The sequence below is a fragment of the Virgibacillus proomii genome (assembly GCF_900162615.1).
GTDB classification, from domain to species: Bacteria; Bacillota; Bacilli; order Bacillales; family Amphibacillaceae; genus Virgibacillus; species Virgibacillus proomii.
This window is the reverse complement of the sequence record NZ_FUFN01000008.1, coordinates 236,406-259,541: the sequence shown is the minus strand read 5'-3', so window position 1 is coordinate 259,541 and position 23,136 is coordinate 236,406. Positions and strand designations below refer to the sequence as shown.

The 23,136-nt window shown below is 35.6% G+C and carries 21 protein-coding genes; 15 read left to right on the top strand and 6 right to left on the bottom strand.

Translation table 11 applies throughout. The features are described from left to right. The first annotated feature begins 1 nt into the window (after window position 1). Window positions 2-292, top strand: a complete 291-nt coding sequence (locus tag BN1066_RS02160; protein ID WP_077317882.1) for an AzlD domain-containing protein — start codon at window positions 2-4, stop codon at window positions 290-292. 509 nt (window positions 293-801) lie between these two features. On the opposite strand, the gene BN1066_RS02155 is transcribed toward BN1066_RS02160, so the two are convergent. Beyond that, window positions 802-1,671 carry a cation diffusion facilitator family transporter gene (locus BN1066_RS02155; RefSeq protein ID WP_077317881.1) on the bottom strand — a complete coding sequence of 290 codons (870 nt, stop codon included), beginning with the start codon at window positions 1,669-1,671 and terminating at the stop codon, window positions 802-804. A 231-nt stretch (window positions 1,672-1,902) separates the two neighbouring features. On the opposite strand from BN1066_RS02155, the gene BN1066_RS02150 reads away from it, so the two are divergent. Next, on the top strand, window positions 1,903-2,136 hold the full coding sequence (locus BN1066_RS02150; protein ID WP_077317880.1) for an IDEAL domain-containing protein: 234 nt from the start codon (window positions 1,903-1,905) through the stop codon (window positions 2,134-2,136). 437 nt (window positions 2,137-2,573) lie between these two features. Then, window positions 2,574-3,869, top strand: a complete 1,296-nt coding sequence (locus tag BN1066_RS02145) for an MFS transporter (protein ID WP_077317879.1) — start codon at window positions 2,574-2,576, stop codon at window positions 3,867-3,869. Window positions 3,870-3,905: 36 nt separating this feature from the next. Here the strand turns inward: BN1066_RS02145 and BN1066_RS02140 are convergent, their stop codons facing one another. After that, window positions 3,906-4,820, bottom strand: coding sequence for a zinc dependent phospholipase C family protein (locus BN1066_RS02140; protein ID WP_077317878.1), 915 nt, complete (start codon window positions 4,818-4,820; stop codon window positions 3,906-3,908). Window positions 4,821-5,517: 697 nt separating this feature from the next. Between BN1066_RS02140 and fumC the strand changes: the two genes are divergently transcribed. Then, the gene (gene fumC / locus BN1066_RS02135) at window positions 5,518-6,903 is read left to right on the top strand and encodes a class II fumarate hydratase (protein WP_077317877.1); all 1,386 of its coding nucleotides are present in this window, start codon (window positions 5,518-5,520) and stop codon (window positions 6,901-6,903) included. Window positions 6,904-7,452: 549 nt separating this feature from the next. Beyond that, window positions 7,453-7,653 (top strand): alpha/beta-type small acid-soluble spore protein, encoded by a 201-nt coding sequence (locus tag BN1066_RS02130; protein ID WP_077317876.1) that lies wholly within the window; start codon window positions 7,453-7,455, stop codon window positions 7,651-7,653. 157 nt (window positions 7,654-7,810) lie between these two features. On the opposite strand, the gene BN1066_RS02125 is transcribed toward BN1066_RS02130, so the two are convergent. Together BN1066_RS02125 and BN1066_RS02120 are read right to left on the bottom strand one after the other, a co-directional pair. Continuing rightward, window positions 7,811-8,908: an ABC transporter ATP-binding protein gene (locus BN1066_RS02125; RefSeq protein WP_077317875.1), complete on the bottom strand. Its 1,098-nt coding sequence runs from the start codon at window positions 8,906-8,908 to the stop codon at window positions 7,811-7,813. A 92-nt stretch (window positions 8,909-9,000) separates the two neighbouring features. Continuing rightward, complete coding sequence (locus BN1066_RS02120; protein WP_077317874.1) at window positions 9,001-9,894, bottom strand: PucR family transcriptional regulator; 894 nt, start codon at window positions 9,892-9,894, stop codon at window positions 9,001-9,003. A 161-nt stretch (window positions 9,895-10,055) separates the two neighbouring features. Here BN1066_RS02120 and BN1066_RS02115 point away from each other — a divergent pair, with 161 nt between their 5' ends. Beyond that, the gene (locus BN1066_RS02115; RefSeq protein WP_077317873.1) at window positions 10,056-10,403 is read left to right on the top strand and encodes a YlbF/YmcA family competence regulator; all 348 of its coding nucleotides are present in this window, start codon (window positions 10,056-10,058) and stop codon (window positions 10,401-10,403) included. A 457-nt stretch (window positions 10,404-10,860) separates the two neighbouring features. Continuing rightward, complete coding sequence (locus BN1066_RS02110; protein WP_077317872.1) at window positions 10,861-11,634, top strand: enoyl-CoA hydratase; 774 nt, start codon at window positions 10,861-10,863, stop codon at window positions 11,632-11,634. A gap of 540 nt (window positions 11,635-12,174) precedes the next feature. Here the strand turns inward: BN1066_RS02110 and BN1066_RS02105 are convergent. Then, complete coding sequence (locus tag BN1066_RS02105; protein WP_077317871.1) at window positions 12,175-12,360, bottom strand: YhzD family protein; 186 nt, start codon at window positions 12,358-12,360, stop codon at window positions 12,175-12,177. Between the two features lie 148 nt (window positions 12,361-12,508). Here BN1066_RS02105 and BN1066_RS02100 point away from each other — a divergent pair, with 148 nt between their 5' ends. The 8 genes from BN1066_RS02100 (at window position 12,509) to BN1066_RS02065 (ending at window position 22,036) form a co-directional block, all read left to right on the top strand. Beyond that, window positions 12,509-12,718 carry a helix-turn-helix transcriptional regulator gene (locus BN1066_RS02100; RefSeq protein WP_077317870.1) on the top strand — a complete coding sequence of 70 codons (210 nt, stop codon included), beginning with the start codon at window positions 12,509-12,511 and terminating at the stop codon, window positions 12,716-12,718. 360 nt (window positions 12,719-13,078) lie between these two features. Further along, window positions 13,079-13,975 (top strand): ABC transporter ATP-binding protein, encoded by an 897-nt coding sequence (locus tag BN1066_RS02095; protein WP_077317869.1) that lies wholly within the window; start codon window positions 13,079-13,081, stop codon window positions 13,973-13,975. After that, window positions 13,968-15,218, top strand: coding sequence for an ABC transporter permease (locus BN1066_RS02090; protein WP_077317868.1), 1,251 nt, complete (start codon window positions 13,968-13,970; stop codon window positions 15,216-15,218). The genes BN1066_RS02095 and BN1066_RS02090 overlap by 8 nt, the downstream gene beginning before the upstream one ends. Before the next feature lie 488 nt (window positions 15,219-15,706). Next, the gene (locus BN1066_RS02085; RefSeq protein WP_077317867.1) at window positions 15,707-16,927 is read left to right on the top strand and encodes a DNA repair exonuclease; all 1,221 of its coding nucleotides are present in this window, start codon (window positions 15,707-15,709) and stop codon (window positions 16,925-16,927) included. Between the two features lie 9 nt (window positions 16,928-16,936). Continuing rightward, a complete protein-coding gene (locus tag BN1066_RS02080) occupies window positions 16,937-19,903 on the top strand; it encodes an ATP-binding protein (RefSeq protein ID WP_077317866.1) in 2,967 nt (988 codons plus the stop codon). A gap of 57 nt (window positions 19,904-19,960) precedes the next feature. Next, window positions 19,961-20,509 (top strand): GbsR/MarR family transcriptional regulator, encoded by a 549-nt coding sequence (locus tag BN1066_RS02075; RefSeq protein WP_245799669.1) that lies wholly within the window; start codon window positions 19,961-19,963, stop codon window positions 20,507-20,509. Between the two features lie 186 nt (window positions 20,510-20,695). Next, window positions 20,696-21,655, top strand: a complete 960-nt coding sequence (gene yhaM, locus BN1066_RS02070) for a 3'-5' exoribonuclease YhaM (RefSeq protein WP_077317864.1) — start codon at window positions 20,696-20,698, stop codon at window positions 21,653-21,655. Window positions 21,656-21,844: 189 nt separating this feature from the next. After that, complete coding sequence (locus BN1066_RS02065; protein WP_425445263.1) at window positions 21,845-22,036, top strand: sporulation YhaL family protein; 192 nt, start codon at window positions 21,845-21,847, stop codon at window positions 22,034-22,036. A 155-nt stretch (window positions 22,037-22,191) separates the two neighbouring features. Here the strand turns inward: BN1066_RS02065 and BN1066_RS02060 are convergent, their stop codons facing one another. Beyond that, on the bottom strand, window positions 22,192-23,079 hold the full coding sequence (locus BN1066_RS02060; protein ID WP_077317863.1) for a peptidylprolyl isomerase: 888 nt from the start codon (window positions 23,077-23,079) through the stop codon (window positions 22,192-22,194). Window positions 23,080-23,136: the final 57 nt, after the last annotated feature.

Below are 23,136 nucleotides of genomic sequence, written 5' to 3'. Positions count from 1 at the left end.
CATGATTCTATTTATTATTGTTGGTATGGCCATTGTTACAATGCTCCCGAGAATGATTCCTGCTTTTATCGTTGATAAATTACAATTTCGTGATTGGGTAAATAACTGGCTAAATGCAATACCTTATGCAGCATTAGGTGCGTTAATTTTTCCAGGCATTTTAACTGTTAAGTCTGATGAACCTCATATAGGTTTACTTGGTGGAATTGTAGCCATCGTGTTAGCTTATCTGGGAATAAATGTTATTCTTGTTGTAATTGCTGCAATTGCTACTGTATATATTTTAACTTAGCATAAAGGTGCTGGGACATAAGCAAATACGAAATAGCACAAACCGAACAATTCATTTATAATTGTTTGGTTTGTTTGTGTTTAGAAAAGCTTGGCTTATCGCCAAGTCCTTAGCGAAAGCCGTCGTTTTTCTTATACGATAAAGTGAAACTTCATTCAGTAGGAGTTTTCTTCCATCTCCTACTGAATGTTAGTACCTCAGGGGGTATGACCTAAAGGCCCTTAAACGAATCGGGCACCTTACATGCGGGATAAACCCTAAAATTTTATACTTTCCTATAGTATAAGAACGATTTATGGTTTGTTTTTTAATCAGCTGTTTTCGTTATGTCCCAGTCTCATTTAATAACGTGCATGTAAAAATTAATATTCACTTCAATAGAGAAACAGTGTTTTGTTTTTAGTAAGAGAAACTAAACGTTTACGTTGCAAAAAAGTCTTATCCAAAAGAATTTTCTTCGTAATTTTTCATATCAGTCATCTGGCATATTCCTGTTACCATCGTAAGCTTTATGATTGGTATGGCTCAATATGAATATGAACATGTGAAATATTATGTTTTTTGTATAAATAGCGTTCAATTCGCTCCGTAATAGCATGGCTTTCTTCTACATTTAAAATGGGGTCAACCAGAATGGTAATATCTATAAATGCCTGGTTTCCGTGAATACGGCCTTTTATATCGTGTACTTCCTTTACATCTGGATCATTTTCTACACTTGCACGAATTTTTTTAATTTGTTTTTCATCGAAGCCATCTGTTAATGTATGGGAAGCGTCGCTAAATATATCCCAAGCAGTTTTACAAATAATAAGACCGACAACTAATCCAGCTACAGGATCTAACCAAAACAAACCGAATTGTGCTCCAGTAATGCCGATAAAAGCTCCAATACTTACCAGCGCATCAGACCGATTATCTTGCGCAGCAGCATATAAAGAAGAACTGGAAATTTTCCGCGATAGTTGCAAGTTATATAAATAAATGAAAAACATGATTGCTGCTGCTGCTAAAGAAGTCCAAGCCGTTATCATACTAGGCTGCGTATAATTTTTTTCAACCACCGTTTTAACCGTATCTGTAATAACCTGGATACCAACCAACATCATTACAAATGCGGCAAAGAGTGAAGCAATGGTTTCTGCGCGGAAATGTCCATAATGGTGGTCCTCATCAGGTGGCTTGCGAGAGATTTTTAATCCTACTAATACCGCAATGGATGCAATAACATCGGTAGTATTATTGAGTCCATCTGCTCGTAAAGCATCTGAATTCCCGATAGCAGCTACAATTAATTTACTAATTGCTAGGAAAATATAGGCAAGGATACTAATCCAAGCGCCTTTCTCTCCCTTTTTTAAGTTATCCGAATAATTCATATGTACGGACCTCCATTTAGAACGTTCAGTAATATTGCTATACTATAAAAGTCTACCAAAGCATTATGTGGTGAGTCTAGAGCAACATAAAAGCATGAAGTAATATGTATTGACCTATTTGAAGTAAGTTTCTTAAGGGAAAAATAGGAAAAAGAAAAATTTTCGCGTTTACCTATTGAAATATTTCTAAAAATTTAGGATAATAATAAAAAGGAACAAGGAGGATGTTCCATGAAAAAGCAGAAAATTATTTATCGTTATTACCGGTATAATGGAAAAAAGATAAATGCAAAACGGGAAATAGCATTTGAGTTAAGGTTTTATAGCCGTCTGCTTTTAGATGAAGTTTGCTTTAATTATAATAAAGCGTTTATACAAGATCGTATTAACAAAGCTATTGATACAGGAGATAGAGATAAATTTTTAAAGTGGAGTAACGCTTATAGGCAATTTATTTGGGAATAATACATGAAGCACAGCTGCCTTGCCAGTTCGGTAAGGCGCTTTTTTGGTTTTAAGAGGAGGTTCGGGCTAGAAAGCTAACACTTCTGATTTCTACATACGTTAACATGAATAAAATTTAGCACTAAAGCTAAGAAGGTCCAGTAGAATTTTAAATCGTATAAAGTACTGTAATATCACGTTAGCGGCTCTTAAATCGCATTTAAATGCTAAATTAGTTTGTTCAACAACGATACATTGCGATTTTTCAAGGACGTTATTGATCTTTCCTCATCTAGTTTATTTCTCCTCGTTTTAAACATGTGCTTTAAAAACACTACTTCATAGTCTTTCACTTATATTCTTTGTTATTCTAAAAATATATGTATATTAAATTTCTGTAAAAAACGTACGAAGGGAGGAAGGGTTTGTTATTCTAATTAAAAGGAGGATGGAGGACAATGAAAAAGAAAGTGACACTTAGCTGGGTGCTTTATGATTTTGGGAATTCTACTTTTGCTACCACGGTTATGGCCGCTGTCTTGCCTGTTTTTTACTATGATGTTGCTGCCGTTAGTGTTAAAGAAAATCTTGCAGCAAGTTACTGGGGGTATTCTCAATCAATCGCCGTGCTCATTGTAGCAGTTCTTGCACCGATATTAGGAGCGATTAGTGATTATACAGCGGCTAAAAAGAAGTTTCTGCGTTTTTTTGCTTATATGGGTATGATTGCTAGTGTTTTGCTTGGGTTCGTCGGAGAAGGAGATTACATATTTGCTTCTTTATTATTAATTATCGGTACAGTGGGATTTTCCGGGGGGAATATTTTTTATGATGCGTTTTTACCGGAAATTGCCAATGAACAGGATATAGATAAAGTCTCCTCTGCGGGTTTTGCTTGGGGATATATTGGCGGAGGTATATTGCTTGCTATTAATATCTTGATGATTTTAAAGTACGATTGGTTTGGTATACCGAATGCAACTATAGCGAGTCAAGTTTCCTTTGTTAGCGTTGGAATTTGGTGGTTCGTATTTTCAATTCCGCTTTTTCGCAATATTCAGGAGGACAAAAAACAGGCTATCAAAAGAGATAGAACCTATATTTCAATCGGTTTTTCAAGGGTTGTCTCAACCTTTAGAGATTTAAAGCAGTATAAGCAATTATTAATTTTTTTATTAGCTTTTTGGTTATATAATGATGGGGTTTCCACGATTATAAAAATGGCCACTATTTATGGACGTGACATTGGCATTGGTGGGAATAGTTTAATTGTAGCTTTGTTAATTACACAATTTGTTGGAATACCTTGTACTTTTTTCTTTGGCTGGTTGGCAAACAAAATTAGTGCAAAGAAGGCTCTAACGTTGTCATTATATGTTTATACAGGAATTGTGCTATTAGGTTATTTCATGACTTCAGCTATACATTTTTACTTATTAGCAATCTGTGTTGGAATTGTTCAAGGTGGTGCTCAGTCTTTAAGCCGTTCCATTTACGGTCGTATGGTTCCGGAAAACAAGCATGCTGAGTTTTTTGGATTCTATGGTATTTCTTCAAAGTTTGCAGCGATTTTTGGTCCATTTCTATTTGCCGTTGTTGGTCAGCTCACTGGCTCCAGCCGCAATGGTATTGTTTCTTTATTGATATTCTTTATTGGAGGTATTATTTTATTAAAATTTGTTAATGTTGAAAAAGGCATGAAGGAGGCTAAAAAACAAACGATCCAATCGGAAGTTGGTGTTTCATTAAAATAAATAACCGCGGAAGGAGGGAAGTCCCTCTGTCCATGGCTAAACGATTGGATTACTATATATATTTTTCATATTCAATTCCAGCGGTTTTCCTGTATCATAGGAAATATCCCCCAGTTGTTCTTTTAGCTTATTGAACAATATTTCATCCTGTTGTTGCCAGTAGTCTTTTACTGTAGTTAAAATACTTATTCCCTCTGTTTTAGCTTGCAAGTAAAGATCAATAAAACTTTTTTTGCTCGGCTCATTTGTTGCAGGATGATACCATGTAATACGGTTTTCATTCAAATAATCAATATTTGCTCGAACTGGTCGATGAGAATAAGACGAAACGAGTGAGCCAAGAAGTGCATTTTTCCACCCATATGGATCATAGAGTATTTTTAAAGCTAATTTCATATCACGGTATGACTTTTGAATATATCCTGACTTCTTTATGTTTAATTCAGGAAAGTGCTTGTTAATCATCTTGTGCAATAAGTGGATAACTTGGCTATTTAATAATCTTCCAACATCGATTTCTTTGTAAACAGGGGTTTTCCAGGTTTTTAGGTTATTAAATTTTTCCATGATTAATGTATCGATAATTATTTCTAACTGCTGATGTTTATTTCCTTCGTACCCTGCTCGATAATTAATATAAGGATGAGTATTTCGATCCAATATATGATGAGTAACGAAGCCAAATATAAATGCTCTTACTTGGTCATCCATTGTTTTTGCAGCTTTGATCAAATCTAATAAAAATACACCGCAGTGTTTTTCATGTAACGCTAAGCCGATTTCCTCAACTGTATCATTTTTTTTCCATGGCCAAAAATTATAATAAAAGAAAGGGTCCGGTCCTTGGGCACCCAATTTCATTAAAGATTCATGACTGGAGAATAAATGAGTCTGAGTTACTGCATCAGCTATTTCTTCACAAAATAAGATATGTGTCCATATATTGGGCATGGCGAAATCCTCCCTCCCGAGAAATAAGCGCTTACCGTGAATGATAAACTTTTTCCATGTTTTTAATCCATTATTGTACCAAACCCGTACATTGCCCCCACATGTGGATAAAGCCTATCTTACATAATTAAAAAGCATTGTAATAATAAATTAACTTGAATACAATTAGTTTTCAATAAAAAAGAGCAGAAACCTCCTTCTTTTCTAGTCTCAGTCAACATAATTATCAACAAAGAAGATGAACTGCTTAAAAATGGTGTTGTATTTTTTATGGGGAAAGTCATCCTGTTCATATTATAAAAGAAGATAGGCATAAAAGTGTTAAAAAATCCCGTACAATTTTGTGTCATTAATGGAAGATGTTTGAAAAAGCTTTAAAATATATTACTTTGAATTTTGTCATAGACTAGAATGTATCAAATTTTAAAAGTTAATTCATGCCTTAGATATTTAAAGAAGTTAAATATAAAAAAACGGCACCTAAATGCCCGATTCGTTCAGAGGTCTTTAGGTCATGCCCTTGCGGTACTAACATTCAGTAGGAAATGGAAGAAAACTCCTACTGAATGAAGTTTCACTTTATCGTATAAGAAAAACTACAAACTTTCGCTAAAGACTTCGCGACAAGCAAAGTTTTTCTAATAAGGAATTTCTGGTACAATAGATAGCGAGTAATCGACATAGGGAGGAAAGTATAATGGATTATCGTGTAGAAAAAGATACGATAGGAGAAATTCATGTACCAACGGATAAGTATTGGGGGGCGCAAACACAGAGAAGTAAACAAAATTTTCCTATAGGTAATGAAAAAATGCCTTTGGAAATAATTAAAGCGTTTGCGATATTGAAAAAAAGTGCTGCTCTTGCTAATAAGGAGCTTGGACTGTTGGAAGAAAAGAAAGCGGCGGCTATCGGAGTTGCTGCGGATCAGATTGTAAACGGCGATCTAACAGAGCATTTTCCTTTAGTTGTTTGGCAAACTGGAAGTGGCACGCAATCGAATATGAATATTAATGAAGTTATTGCACATGTTGGGAATAACTGGTTAAAGCAACAAGGCAGTGATTTAATTCTACACCCTAATGATGATGTTAATAAATCACAAAGTTCAAATGATACGTATCCTACTGCAATGCATATTGCCTTTGTACTAAAATTAGAAGATAAAGTTTTACCATCTGTAAGCACGTTAAAAGCTACATTAAAAGCTAAAATGGATAAATTTAATGATATTGTAAAAATCGGTCGTACCCATTTGCAAGATGCGACTCCATTAACGCTCGGCCAAGAGATAAGCGGTTGGCATCGCATGTTGGAAAAGTCAGAATCCATGATTGAACAAAGTGTCCAATACTTAAAAGAACTAGCTATTGGCGGAACAGCCGTTGGAACAGGCTTAAATGCGCATCCTGAATTTGCTGAGAAAGTTTGTGCGAAGATACGACAAGCTACAGATAAAGAATTCATTTCAGCACCAAATAAATTCCACGCATTAACTAGTCATGATGAATCTGTTTATGCTCATGGGGCATTGAAAGCGTTGGCAGCAGATATAATGAAAATTGCCAATGATGTACGTTGGCTTGCAAGCGGTCCTCGTTGTGGTATTGGGGAGATAACAATCCCAGCAAATGAACCTGGAAGTTCCATTATGCCTGGAAAAGTAAACCCAACGCAAAGCGAAGCGGTAACAATGGTTGCTGCTCAAGTAATGGGAAATGATGCAACGATTGGCTTTGCAGCTAGTCAAGGTAATTTTGAACTAAACGTGTTTAAACCGGTTATTGCATATAACTTTTTACAGTCTTGTGATCTTCTTGCAGATAGTATTGTTTCGTTTGATGAGCGCTGTGCACAAGGAATTGAACCAAATCTCGAGCAAATTGAGAAGAATTTAAAAGACTCTCTTATGTTAGTAACAGCACTGAACCCTCATATTGGTTATGAAAATGCAGCTAAAATAGCGAAAACAGCATATGAAGAAAACACAACCTTAAAAGAAACGGCAGTTAAATTGGACTTACTAACTGAAGAACAATTTGATAAATATGTGAATCCTAAGGAAATGACGTATCCCAAATAATTAAATTTATCAAAGAGGCTGGGACAAAAGCAAATACTAATAGCACAAACAAACCGAACAATGAATTGTTCGGTTTGTTTGTATGTACTAAGAAAAACTTGGCTTGTCGCCAAGTCTTTAGCGAAAGTCATAGTTTTTCTTATACGATAAAGTGAAACTTCATTCAGTAGGAGTTTTCTTCCATCTCCTACTGAATGTTAGTTGAACGAATCGGGCATTTAGATGCCGTCTTCTCCCACTTAGACCCTTTTGAATCAACTCCAAGATTTTGAAGTGGGAGTCTTACGGCACCTTACATGCGGGATAAACCATAAAAATACTTTCTTATAGTGTAAAAAAATTCCTATCCTCGCTACGTTAACATATTTCGCTTTCCGCAGGTCTCCTTAGCTTCCTCGGAAAGCAAAGATCGCTTTCCTGCTAATTTTCAGCGTAAAGTTTTATATGTATATTAAGGTTGAATATCCTTCCATCTCTATTATTTACCAATGAAAATTCATTATAAGTTTGCTAAATCTGCTCAAACTATAAGCACAGGAGGTGATAAAGATGGCAAGAAACAATAACTCAAATCAATTACTAGTTCCTGGAGTACAACAAGCACTTGACCAAATGAAGTATGAAATTGCTCAAGAATTTGGCGTTAACTTAGGACCAGAATCTACTTCTCGTGCAAACGGATCTGTAGGAGGAGAGATTACAAAGCGTCTTGTACAAACTGCTCAACAGCAGCTTGGACCAAAAGCTTAATAAAGTTGGATATACGGGAAAAGCACAGTCACCTGCGCTTTTCCCTATTACTTTTCTTTTGTAAGAAGATTTACCACATATGAAAGTCGTTCGTTTTCGATTTCATTTATTGTGTGGTTATTCTTTACCTTATATTTGTAGTTATTTTTTTGCTTTGTTAATGAATACGTACCTCTGTTTCGTAATTAAAAAAGTGAGCTTTGTTCATATCAAAGGCTAAATCAATAGTTTGTCCGACATTACTATCCGTACGTGAGTCAATCCGTGCGATGAAATCCTGTTCTGCGATTTTTCCATAAAGAAATGTTTCGGCGCCCATTAAATCTGCAACATCAATCGTAATTGAAATTTTTGTATCTGGGGTGGATTCGATAAATACAGGTTCATCATGAATATCCTCAGGGCGAATACCCAAGATAACTTGTTTGTTCATATATCCTTGTTCACGCAATGGTTTTAATTTGCCTTCTGGTACAGCAATTTTCACATTTCCTATCTCAAAATAATTTTCTTTTAATGTACCAGTAAAGAAGTTCATGGATGGTGATCCGATAAATCCGCCGACAAAAACATTATCAGGATTATCATATACCTCTTTTGGAGCACCAATTTGTTGGATAATGCCATCCTTCATAACGACAAGGCGGGTTGCCATTGTCATTGCTTCGGTTTGGTCATGGGTTACATAGATAGTAGTAGTTTGTAAGCGTTGGTGCAGCTTTTGAATTTCAGCTCGCATTTGAACACGTAGCTTGGCATCTAAATTGGATAGCGGTTCATCCATTAAGAACACTTTAGCATCTCGGACGATGGCACGACCTAGAGCAACACGTTGACGCTGACCACCTGAAAGCGCTTTTGGTTTACGATCTAAATAAGCTTCTAACCCTAATATCTTGGCAGCATTTTTAACCCGTTTATCGATTTCATCCTTTTTAAATTTACGTAATTTAAGACCAAATGCCATATTATCGTAAACATTCATATGTGGATATAGTGCATAGTTCTGGAATACCATGGCAATATCACGATCTTTAGGTGCAACATCATTCATTTTTTTGTCATTAATATATAATTCCCCACTTGTAATTTCTTCTAAACCAGCGATCATACGTAAAGTAGTCGATTTACCACAACCTGATGGACCAACAAAAACAATAAATTCCTTATCTTTAATATGTAGATTAAAATCATCTACAGCAATATTCTTTTTATCATATACTTTCTGGATATGTTCTAAACGTAATTCAGCCATTAGTAAACCCTCCAATTTGTAAGCGTTTTGATTACTTTTAGTATAAGAAAAGCTTAGCAAATTGGAAACAGCCAACATGCACAAAGAATGCGTTATTCTTTGTGCATGTTGGCTAAAAGGGCAAAATAAACAGTAACAGCTTGATGAAATTGTCGGATGTCAATACCAGTCTTTTCAATAAATTTATCAATTCGGTATTGTAAACTGTTTCGATGCATAAATAATTTTTTTGCAGTTTCCGATATATTTAAGTTGCATGTTAAAAATGTATGTATCGTCTTTAAAAAGTCCTGTTTGGTTGCGAACTCTTGAAGGGTAACTTGAATCAAGTGATGACGAAATGAATTATCCGTTTGTTCCAATAATACAAATGGCATTGCATCCTGGTAATTAATTACTGGTTTATTCGAGTAGGATAGAGCAATTTTAGCATATGTGAGTATACGATTGTATTGATCTTTTGCATCGTAATAGTTGTTTAAGTAAGGACCAACAAAAAAATGGACATTTACGTATAAATCACTCATGATTACATCAATCATTTGATGGTAGGGTAAGCTTTCTTCAACGATTGTCGGTTGTTCCTCAATGATCATTCCTTCCCGTTCATTTTCCCACAACATTGGTATCGGGTAATCGAACATCGCTTGGATTGATTCTTTAAACACAGTTGGTTCAATTTGCTCATCATTCATCGTAAAATAGACAAAACGATAAGGTGTTTTAGTTATAATATCTATATTTGTAGCTGTTTGATTAATAATACGCTGCCAATTTCTCTCTTGTTCTGAAGGAAGTGGTAATTGTACTTTATATGGGGTTAAAAATGTTTGTAAAAGTTTCTTATCCTTAGAAGTTAATTCATCTTTTTGAATACCGATTTTTTCACCGTTATCCATTATATACCAGCAAAAAGAAGAGGATTGGATCATTTCTGTTGTTCCGACTACGAGTGAGGGGAAAATTTTTTTAAGCTGATTAATCATGGTGGAAACTCCTTTTTAACGAAGTAGTTTTCTTTATTATACCAGTAAAAATCAGTTTAAAAAATAAAATATCAGTTGCTTTTTTAAGGGAGGAAACGGTATACACAAAAGATTTCGTTTGTTATAGTAAATAAGAGTCAGAATTTGAAGGAGGATATGTTGTGCCTAATATTTATGATAGTGCGTACGATTTAGAAAAAGCGATTCGTGAAAGCGAAGAATTTAAAAGTCTAAAAAATGCATATGATGCAGTAATGAATGAGCCATCTGCGAAACAGATGTTTGATAATTTCCGAGACACTCAAATGTCCTTACAAGAAAAGCAAATGCAAGGACAGGAGATTACAGAAGAAGAGGTAGAAAGAGCTAAAAAAGTCGTTGAATTAGTCCAACAACACCAAGGAATTGCTAAATTAATGGAAGAAGAACAACGATTAAACATGGTTATTAATGATATAAGCCGTATTATAACGAAGCCTTTGGAAGAGCTTTATGGAGCTCAGAATTAATTAATAGCTTTCATTCAACTGCAGTAAATTATTAACTGCAGTTTTTCTTTTGCGTTAAGCACGTCGTTTAGAGTTTCACATATGTATTAAGACGGTTATCTGCTTCAAATGAACAAAATGGTTTTATGATAGTGTGTGAAAGGGGAGAGAAGTTCGAAAGCGCATGGTTTTGGTGACGAAGGCTTATAATTTGAAGCATCAGTTAACATAAAAAACGAAAATTTAGCCAGCGATAAACCCTAAGGAGGCGAGGCGTCTTTCTAGTTTTACTTATACGTTGTACATAAAATTACTCTTTATCCATTCTAACGTAAAAGGTGTCCCGCCATTTTCTACGGACTTTTTGAACACTTCTTTAGCAGGATATTATGGATGAATATCGAATTAATTATATATAGTGACTGTTGTAAAACTGTAAATTTTATTTTCAAGAAAATACAAAATGAGGGGGGCAACTATGGGAGAGACTGTAATTTATCAACGTAAGGATGGCATTTCTTATATTCATTTTAATCGACCTGAACGTTATAATGCACTTCATATAGAAATGCTAAAGGACTTGTTGGATACGGTTGAAAAAATAGAAAAAAATGAAGATCAAGTTGTTATTATTTCCGGAGAAGGGAATGCTTTTTGCGCTGGTGGAGATATCTCGATAATGTCCGATTTATCAGATTATGATTTTTTTGCTGACATTATGGACTTAATTGGGGCGATTACATGCAAACTTTATATGATGCCCAAAATCGTTATTTCTGCTATCCATGGATCTGTGGCAGGATTGGGATTAAGTTATGCTTTAACGGCTGATTATGTTGTTGCTCAGGAAAATGCAAAGCTAGGAATGTTATTTATCAGTATCGGTCTTGCTCCGGATGGCGGCGGGCATTTTCTATTAAAGGAGCGGCTAGGAACTCACCAGGCGAAACAATTTATTTGGAGTCTAGAGCAAGTCGATGCAGTAAGGGCAAAGAAAATCGGGTTAGTTGATCAGCTTACGGAGGAACGGGTGGTCCCACAGGCCGTTAAATTAGCAAATAAGCTGTTGACGGCACCGCTTGTATCGATGCTGGAAACTAAAATCATGTACCACAAGAATCAGGAAAGAGAATTAAAATATTACTTGGAAGCAGAGAAACAAGCACAATGGAAGCTGCGAAACACAGAAGATCATAAAGAGGGTGTTCAAGCATTTTTAGAGAAAAGACAGCCGGCGTTTCAAGGGAAATAAAAAAAGTAACCGACTTTTTCAAATGAAAAGTCGGTTTTACGTAAAAACCATAAAATTGCTAAGATAGATAGTGAAATTTATGCTCAGAGTATAAGCGCTGTATCAAGCGAATTATAGGTAACGTAACTATATAATTTATCCTGTATCTAAGGATATAATAAGACTCTCACTTTAGGAATTATAGATGATAATATACAGGAATCTAAGTTGAAATAACAGCTCCTAAATTTCCGATTTGTTCGGATCGATAGGATTTAAATAAGTATCGCATGCAGAAAAAATGCTGTTCCTTTTCAAAGACAAGGGAAGCTTCGACAGCAACTCATCACGGTTTTTCAAGGACGGTCGAGATGATAGCCTTTGTTCTACTTTTTATCAGCGCTGAATGAAGGGTTTACTTTATAAGCTTAGCGTTTCCCCCACCTTATAAGAGAGGAAATCGCTCTTTTTTTAAGAAAACACACTACCTGCTTTGATAAGTCAAGGAAAAAAAGAAAAAATTTTCACTGTTGCGGGTTGTAATTAACAATTATTTCATAATTAGCGATGAAATAAGATTAGCTTAGCATCTGGTGTTGTACAACGATGAGTATACTCAAGATATCCTTCTTTTTCTAGCTTAGCAGTCCCCAGTTCCTTCGCTTCCTCGTCATTAGCAGCGGTAAATGTTTCATCGAGTAGTTTTTCACCTGAACGATCAAATACAGTCAATGTATAATTTCTCACATTGGTCCCTCCTTTACTTACCTTAATATATTCGACAATTATTTTCAGATTCCTTCTCTGTGCTTTGCTGAATTAAATTACTTGTTGACAGATACGTTAGAAGTAAAGTAAACTTTACGTAAAGTTTACTTTATAAAGCAGGGAGACTATGAGAACACTTATCCGTAAGAAACGAATCGAATTTGGCATGACACAGGAAGAATTATCACAAAAAGTGAACGTATCGAGACAGACAATTATTTCCTTGGAAAAAGGGAGGTATAAACCGTCACTTGTACTCGCACATAAATTAGCCCAAACCTTTCACTGCAAGATTGAAGATATTTTTATTTTTGAGGGAGATGAGAATGTTAAGTGAGGATTTTCTGGAAAACTCTTCTGGAATATGGAATTAATCGCAGCAATCATTGTTCACATTATAGGTTTTAAATAATCATTATACTGGAATGAAAAAACGTTTATTCGATGAGTGTTATCATATGATAAACAATCAAGCAAAAGCAAGGGTTCGGATGCTATGCTGGTTATGTATAAATTAGCATGGTTTGTAGTCAGCTTGTTTGACGGTATCTCTTTCAGTCTCTTTTTATTAAGAACTCTTTTTGTTTTGTTATAATTTGGCATACACGATCACCAATTTTTATTTCCCATATGAGAGAAGAATGATGAAACTTCTTCGATTGTTTTACGTAATAATATTTAAGAGAGGAGAGAAAAGATGCTAAGACTGAAAGATGTTACAAAACAGTTTGGTACGCATACAGCTGTAAACGGGCTTTCTTTAGAAATTCCAGAAAAGGAAATGTTCGGCTTTCTTGGTGGAAATGGTGCGGGAAAGACGACGACGTTTCGCATGATTTTAGGTTTATTAGATAAGACATCTGGTGAGATTACTTGGGAAGGTGAAGCGATTGATTATGAGAAAAGTCATTTAATTGGTTATCTTCCGGAAGAGAGGGGGCTTTATCCAAAACTGACAGTAAAGGAACAGCTTACTTATTTAGGAAGATTGCGGGGGATGGGAAAAAGCGAGGCTGTAAGTGAATTAAAAGCATGGCTTGATCGCTTTCAAGTTCCAGAGTATTTGAATAAGAAGGTAGAAGAGTTATCCAAAGGAAATCAGCAAAAGATTCAATTTATTTCTGCAGTCATTCATAAGCCAAAACTATTAATCTTAGATGAACCATTTTCCGGACTGGATCCGGTTAATGTGGAAATGTTGAAAGAAGCAGTTATTGACTTAAAGGAAAAAGGAACATCGATTGTATTTTCCTCCCATCGAATGGAACATGTAGAAGAATTATGTGAACATTTGTGTATTTTACATAAAGGAAAGCAAGTCGTCCAAGGTTCATTACGGGAGATAAAGCGTTCGTTTGGTAAGAAAAACCTAGTCGTTTATGCAGATTTTCCAGTTGACTTTCTCCGTGATTTTCCTGGCGTTACCGCTTATAAGTCAGTGATGGAAGGCTGCCATCTGCAAATCGAAAATGAAGCAGTCTCACAAGATATCTTTACAGCAATCCAAGGTAAAGGGTTTGTACGACAATTTGCACTGGAAGAACCGTCTCTAAATGATATTTTTATAGCGAAAGTAGGTGCTTCCTATGAATAAGTTTTGGATCATCTTAGGTCACACATATATGACAAGAATCAAGTCAAAATCATTTATTATAACTACACTTATCACACTAGCATTCATATTTGCTTTAACAAATATAAAAACAATTATTGATGTTTTTTCTGATGGTGAGGTAGATCAAGTTGCTGTTATTGACCAGTCCAATGAACTGTATACCCCATTATCGAAAAATGCGGAACAAACCAGTGATGATACCAAGCTCATTCGTTTTGATGGAACGGAAGAAGAAGCGAAACAAGCAGTCGAGGAAGAAGAATACAAAGCTCTTATTGTCTTATCGATGAATGAAAAGCAGTTGCCTGAAGCTACATATTATGCGAATAGTATTACTCAATCAGAATTGCAAACGACACTGAAGCAACAACTACAGCAATTAAAGGTTGTCTATGCAACAAAGCAAGCAAATATTGACGCTGGTGTTTTAGCGGAAATTAATGCTCCGGTAGCTTTTGATACGATAGTATTAGATAAATCAGCTAAAACAGAAGAGGAACTAAATCAGGCGCGTGGGATTGTAAACATTATGATGATTCTGTTATATATGACTGTACTTATTTATGGTAATATGATTGCAACCGATGTAGCAACGGAAAAATCATCTCGTGTCATGGAAATTCTTATTTCTAGCGTTTCTCCTGTAACGCATATGTTTGCCAAAATTACTGGTGTTGCTCTTGTAGGAATAACTCAAATAGCGCTGTTTTTAGGGGGCGGCTATGCACTTATTTCTGCTAAGGACGACAAAACGAAAGAATTATTCGCTGAATTTGGTATTGGAACAACTTCTGTTTCCGTGTATATATACGCTATTGTATTTTTTATCTTAGGCTATTTACTGTATGCAACCCTTGCAGCGATGTTAGGTTCCTTAGTAAGTCGAATTGAAGATGCACAACAATTAATCATGCCAATGACATTTTTGCTCATGATTGCGTTTTTTATCGCTATTTTTGGACTTAGTACACCGGAAGCCGATTTTATTAAAATTACATCCTTTATCCCTTTTTTTGCGCCGATCATTATGTTTCTACGTGTAGGCATGTTGGATATTCCTATGTGGGAGATTGCGTTATCCCTTGGTCTATTAATTGGTACGATTGTCATCTTAGCTATTCTGGGATCAAAGGTATATCGAGGCGGGGTTTTAATGTATGGACGTTCCAGTTCTCTAAAAGACTTCAAAAAAGCACTTACCTTATCGAAAAAAGAAAAATAAATGAAGTTCACGAGTTTCATTTACCTTTCAAAGCTCTGCTAACTTGCAGGGCTTTTTAAGATATATTAAAAAGCAAAGATTGATTCAATGGGTTGTAAATCGTTTGTGAATACGATCTGTAGTTGCATTCGTGAAAAGTAACAAAATGATTTTCCAACTATTCCTATATTTATAAGCCTTGTACTCAATAAAATTTCCGCTATCTATAGTGAACGAACTTTTTTCTTACTATCAGGGAGATTTATCTTTGTCAGCGAGTTGACGAGAGCTAAATTATTTCTCACGTTAAAGCAGATAAAAAAATTTTATCGTAGAAGATGTATCTCCGTAATGAAAATTATTAGGTATGAGGTATAAGTGCAACTAGGCCAGGCGGTCACCTTGCCAAAAGCAAGGAATCGTTCATGTTTTGTTTTTCATATCCAGTAATACGAACGTGCATTCTAATACCAGATTTGCTAAAATGATGTAGAGTTGGAGGTGTAAACATGACAAAGGAAATCACGTTTATTCATGCTGCAGATTTACATTTGGACAGCCCTTTTAAAGGATTAGCGACCGCTCCTGAGAGTATATTTCGTGAGATTCGGGAAAGTACGTTTACAGCACTTGATGAGCTAGTACGGATGGCGATTGATAAACAGGTTGATTTCGTACTTTTAGTCGGTGATTTATTTGATAATGAACAACAAAGTTTAAAAGCGCAGATTCGCTTGAAGCGTGCATTTGAACGCCTTCAACAGCATCATATAACTGTTTTTTTATCGTATGGAAATCATGACTATATCAAAGCTAATCCGCATCCTGTGACATATCCTAATAATGTTGTGATCTTTCAAAACGAAACGGTATCCTCTGTTACATATGAAAAAAATGGTGAAGTGCTTGCAAGAATCTACGGATTCAGCTATGAAAACCGAGCTGTCATTAAAAATAAAACGGCTGAATATCAAATCACCGATCCGTCTGTACCATACCATATTGCAATGCTGCATGGGAGTGTCCAAAGCAATACAGATCATGATACATATGCACCATTCAAAATAACTGAACTGGCTAATAAAGATTTTGACTATTGGGCACTAGGTCACATTCATCAGCGACAAATTTTAAAAGAATATCCACCAATTGTATATTCGGGAAACACGCAAGGGCGTAATCGAAAAGAGGTGGGAGAAAAGGGGTGTTATTTGGTTCGCTTAACCAAGGATAAATCCCGATTAACATTTCTTCCTTTGCAAGCAATACAAATCACTTCAATTGTTGTTGATGTTTCTCTTTGTCAATCGGTTTTCGATATCGAAGGTCATTTACTTCAGCAATTACAACAGATTAATGGTTCCATCCCGCAACTAATCGAAGTACTTTTGGTGAGTGCAGATAAGCGTTTACTCGATTGGGATAGCGAAGGGCGGATAGAAGAAGTAGTTGATATTGTAAATGAGACCTTAATCCAATCAAGTAATTGGCAGTATCTATTTCGGCATACGATTCAATTGAAAGCAGCAACATTTGATCCAACTTTATACGAAGGTGAGCATTTTATTGGTGAGTTGCTTCGAGAAGCTGAACAGCAATCAATTCAGCCATTCATCACAGATCTATATCAACATAAGCGGGCTAGAAAATTTTTAGAACGAATCGAAAATGAAGATGAAATCAAGGAAGCTGCGAAGGAATTAATCGTTCATGAGCTGTTAAAGGAATGAGGGAAGAACGTGATTATTAAACGTGCTACTATTTTTGGCTTTGGTAAGTGGGTAGATTATACGATTGATTTTTCCACAAAACATCCGATGTATATATATGGAGAAAATGAATCTGGAAAGTCAACCTTGTATACATTTATCATGTTTATGTTATTTGGACTTCCACCGAAACAGCGTGAATTTTACCGTCCAAAAACAAGTGGTAAAATGGGGGGAAGATTGACAGTTTCGATAGATGGAGAGACATTTATTGTTGAGCGACTGCATGAGGTGCGTAATGGTCAAGCTTTATGCTATATATCAGATGGAAGGCAAAAAGGGGAAAGTTGGTTAAAGGAACGGCTAAAAGGAATGACCCTTTCTACATATCAATCTGTTTTTTCATTTTCAGCAAAGGATTTAGAGCTCATTACTGAAATGAAGGAAGATGATTTAGGTGAGGTGATTTTGGGTATAGGATTAACTGGTGCGACGAATCTTTATGCTGTAGAAAAACAGTTGGATCAAAAATTAGCCGAATTATATAAACCTACTGGAAAGAAACCGTTGATTAATCAACAGTTAAATCAGTTACTTGAGATAAATGATCGTTTGGAGAAATGGAAGCGCTTGGAAAGGTCTTATGAAGAAAAGCAAGTACAGGTAAAGAAGCTGGAAGAAGAAATGAACCGAACGCGAGACGAACTAAAAGCAGCCAGTAATGAGCGAATGATGCTAGAAAAACAACAACATGCATTGCCGCTCCTACAGGAATATCAAGGAGTAACAAAACAGCTAAACTTGCTTCCGAATAGTATACTTTTTCCGGAAGATGGTATTTATCGCTGGGAGAAATTGAAAGAAAAACTGCTTCCTTTAAAAAGTGAAATAGCAGTTCTACAAAATAATAACGAGCGTTACCAGGGAGAGCTTAAAGAGATAGAAAAAGACTTAGTTGCAGATACGATTTATCAGGAGGGAAAGGAATTAGTTGGTAAAAGTGATGAATATGATCGACATACTGATGAAGCATCAAAGCTGTCTACTTCTATCGAAAAACAGAGAGACGAACTAAAAAAGTCCTTGCATGAGTTACAGCTGCCGATTAGTCAGCAAGAGCTAACTACCATGAATCTTTCTCTTTTTACAGAAAAAACCTGGAAGCAAATGAAGGAGGACATGGATAGCCTTGATTTTGAACAGGAACAAGTACAAATTGAAAAAAATCAGCATCGTAGAGAACGGAATAAGATAATTGAAGAAAGTAAAGCAATGCAAGATAAGCTCGTTACTGATGAGCAATTGACTGAATGGCGTAACCAATTGCATGAGGCGAACCATACATTTCTTTTACGAGATGCTAAACATAAGTATGATAAACGAGAAACAGAGTGGCAAATGAACAAACGTAAAAAGCAAAAAAATGCTTTTTTATTCGCTTTGGTGACCTTCCTAATAGGGATCTTAATGGTTGGGATCGGTTTAGCTGCCAATGAAAAATTGTTTTTAGTCGTTGCACTGTTGATCACATTCTTGGGAATAGCACAATGGAGATGGCAAAAGCAGACCATTACTGATATGGATTTATATTTTCGTCAAGCAGTAGAAACACGGTCGGGTCTGCAACTGTCAGAAGCAGACCGCGTTCGAATTGACCATAATATACAACAACAGGAGCAATATCGAACGCAAATAGCGGCCTTGAAAGAGCGGTTAAAAACCCTTGATATTGATGCATTGAAATGGGAAGAAAAACAGGTTCATCTGTTAGAAAAGATGAGGCAGATGGATGAACGCATAATGAGTGAACAAGAGCGCTATCCTTTTTTAACACATGTAGCACCAGCATATTGGCCGGATTTGTTTCATCGGTTAAAAACGTTTCAGCATATGAATAAAAAAATTCTGGAAGATGAATTCATATATGATAAAATAAGGAAAACACTAGAAAAAATGCATGCTAATGTAGTGATGTTTTTTCATAAAGTAGATAGGGAAATGACAAGTACATCCGTTTCGGAACAAATTAGCTGGCTTCAAGACATGATTAAAAAACATGAAGCAGCTAAGAATAAACTTGTCCATTATCAAGCAAATATAGACGAAAATAACCGGGTATTACAGCAAGCTAAGCTCAAAATGCAGCCACTGGAAGAAGAAATGAAGCAGCTATTACAAATTGCTAAAGTTGATGGAGAAGAAGCTTTTTATGAACAAGGTAAGAAAAAGCAACATCAGCTATTTCTAAAAGAAAAAGCTCACACATTAACGGAGCAGCTTGCTTCTTTATTCCCTGATGGAAGTTTGTTAATGAATATGGAGCAAGTACCGACACCCTTTATATTAAATCAGAAACTTGAGGATTTACGAGCAGAGATAGTTAAATTAGAGGATTGTTTGGAAAAGAAGCGGCAAGCGTTAGCAGCAGTTCAAGCTGAGCTTGCTACAATGGAAGAAAGAGAAGATCTTTCAGAGACAGCACATCAAATGGAAATGCAGAAGGAAGTCTTCAATCGATTGGCAAAGCGTTGGGCAACTATTAAAACTGCTAAGGAGATACTTCAACAGGCTAAACGTACATACCAACAAAAGTATTTAACGAAAGTAATAGAATGCACATCCGATTTCTTTCAAAAAATAACAATCGGGGCTTATAGAAAAGTGTTTTCACCGTTAGAAGATAGACCATTTATTGTAGAAGCAGCTGATGGTACACACTATCATGTAAAAGAGCTTTCTCAAGGAACGATAGATCAATTATATGTAGCTTTACGTCTTGCAGTAAGTGTGTGTATAAGTGAAAAGCATGCTTTACCATTTATTATCGATGATGCATTTGTTCATTTTGATTCGGTTCGTACAGAACGTATAACAAGTCTTCTTTATGAAATTGCTAAGGACCATCAAATCATTGTTTTTACTTGTAAAAAAGACGTTATCGAAGCAGTGAAAAATAGAAATTATGTACAAATATTAAATTCTATTCGCATTCATTGAAAAATAATGATAAACTATGTTCAGATTATGATTATAATGCACGTGGAGGGACTTCCATTGCCAGAAAAAAATGAATCAAAAGACTGGGAAAAGTATGATGAAACAATTGAAAAATTTATACAGGCCATTGCTAAAAATATGAATTTATATGGACTCACTCCTTCCGTAGGGAGACTATATGGAGTGCTGTTTTTTTCAGATAAACCGATGACTCTAGATGATATGCGTGACGCTTTGGAAATGAGTAAAACAAGTATGTCAACAGGTGTTCGAGCATTATCGGAAATGAAGATGGTAGAATCCACCTTTAAAAAAGGAATCCGAAAAGACTTATATCAATCGGAAGAAGATTGGTACAAATCATTTACATCCTTATTTGGAAATCGGTGGCGCCATCATACCGAAACAAATATTGAAGAGTCGGAAGAAGCAATCGAAGAATTACAAAAATTATATGAAGGTACAAATGATGAAGAGTTAAAAGAGAAAATCACAAGAGATATTGAACGTTTGCGTTATGCTAAAAATTATTATGAATGGTTAATGAAATTTATCCAAGTAGTTGAGTCAGGCAAGATTTTTGACTATATTCCTAAAAATAAATAACAACAGAGACGGACTGATATTTCGCTAAGATATGTCAGTCTCTTTTTGCACGTTCGGTAAGTTAATTCGTTTAGAAACGAATTGCTATTTAAAAAACTAGTATATCGTAATAAAATACATAACATGAGAGATGGTTTGCTTTTTGGAAACAGCTGGAACATAGTTAGTAGAAGGGATGGACTGAAGATGAAGCAAGATGTTAAAAAAGGGATAGGTCATGTTTCGATAGGTGATTCATATGAAGGCTTTTTATTAATTAGAGAAGCAACGAAAGGTTTAACAAGTAATGGAAAACCATTTCTTACGTTAATGCTTCGTGATGCAACTGGAGAAATTGAGGCAAAGCTATGGGATGCTAGTAAAGAGGATGAAACTTTATTTATCGCTGAACAAATTGTTTGGGTTGCAGGTGAAGTAAATCAGTTTCGAGGTAAAGCACAATTAAAAATATTCTCCATTTGTCCAGCTCAGCCAACGGATCAGGTTAAAGTCTCGGATTTTGTGGAAAAGGCTCCCGTAGAAAGAGAAAGATTAATAGAACGGTTAACAGAAGCTATTTTTGAAATGAAAAACCCAACATTGCAAAGAATTGTACGTGCATTTGTAAAAAAATATCAAGAATCATTATTAACATATCCGGCTGCAACTAAAAATCATCATGAATACGTCTCGGGATTAGCACATCACATCGTTAGCATGCTTGCCATTGCAAGGGAAATTCATAAGCTTTATCCTGAACTAAATAAGGACCTGTTATACGCTGGTATTATTCTTCATGATATTGGAAAAATAAAGGAACTATCTGGTGTTGTCTCTACATCTTATACGACAAAAGGTAAATTACTTGGTCATATTCCAATGATGGTAGAAGAAATCGGGATAATGGCAAATGAAATGCAACTGGAAGAGGAAGAAGAGGTTATTGTATTACAGCATTTAGTGTTAAGTCACCATGGAAAAGCGGAATGGGGTAGTCCGAAGCCGCCACTTGTTCGTGAAGCAGAGATTTTACATCTGATTGATATGCTCGATGCCAAATTGAATATGCTAAATCGTTCCCTTGAAAAAGTAAAGCCTGGCGATTTCACAGAACGGTTATTTGCAATGGATAATCGTGCTTTTTATAAGCCGTTATTTGAAAAATAGTGCCAACAGAACACAGAATAGCTTTGCTTAAAAACAAGAAGATAACCGAAAGAACGTTGTCTTTAGTTTCAGTAAATTCCATTTTATTCCGGGTAAAAGTAAACAACTCCAACTAGATTTATCTTAACGGTTATTTTTTTTCGCTTGTCTTCATATAGTTTATAAGGGAAGGACAAGGAGGCGGAAATAATGATACTAGGAGTGCCATGGTGGGTATTTATGATGATCATTCTCATCTTTTTTAGCGGCTATATGGCATTTCGTGGAATGCGTGCCGAAAGGAAAATGGAGGAGCATTTCATTGAGCAAGAAGGAGAAATATATATGGAACGCTTACGCAAAGAAAGGGAATTGAAAAGCAAGAACAAACAAGTGATGTAACATAAAAAGACATTATTAGCTCTAAGAGATACAACACCTGATGCACGGTGAAAATTTTACGTCGTTGTGAATGAGGTGCCGTACTAAACTAAATATCCTTAATAATAAAGACTAGTCCACATTTCGTGGCTAGCCTTTATTATTATGTTTCACGTTTAACCTTTAGCTTCCTCATCTTTTTGATCTTTTCCATCTGTTTGTTTAAACATATCTTTATATTTTTTAATTTTTACATCGATATTTGCATCTTGAAGAATTTTATCGATTTTTTCCTGTGCTTTTACCGGATCCATTTTTTGTGTCAATAATTCACGACGTAAATCTTCTTTTACATCTTCATATTTTCCAAGTTTTTCTTTTTTCTCTCGCTTGTCATTTACTTTAATAATATGGTACCCGTGTTGGGATTTTACTGGATCACTTACTTCGCCTTTTTTCATACTATAAGCAGCATCTTCAAATTCTGGAACCATTTGTCCAGCTGAGAAGAAACCAAGATCCCCGCCTTTTTCTGCAGAACCATCCGTAGAATATTCTTTAGCTAATTTGTTAAAGTCTCCACCGTCATCCAGCTTTTTCTTAACTTCTTTGGCTTTTTTTTCATCTTCTACTAAGATATGCTGTGCTTTTATTTCTGTATTTTTACGGTCGTATAATTCTTTAATTTCATCTTCCTTAATTTTAACGTCTTCAGATATAGCTTCTTCTTGAAGAAGACTTATTTTGATGATATTTCGCATGGCATCTTCACTGCCAAACTGTTGTTGAATAACAGCATCGTATTGGTCACCAAGCTGATCCTTCATCTTTTTAATTTCTTTATCTACATCATCATCCGAAACGTCATACTTATCTCCGAGTACTTCCATGGTCACCAATTCTTGTAGGACACTTTCTCCATGGCGATCCTTTAAGGCCTCGTAAAATTCTTCCTTCGTCACATCTCCTGAATCTGTTTTAACTACAGCTTCATCATCCGAACTACAAGCTCCTAATGCAAGTACACTTGCAGCTAATGTGACAGCAATTGCTGTTTTCTTCATACATAAACACTCCTAATCTGCTTGTACAATAATTCTCCCCTAGCATTAAATATAACA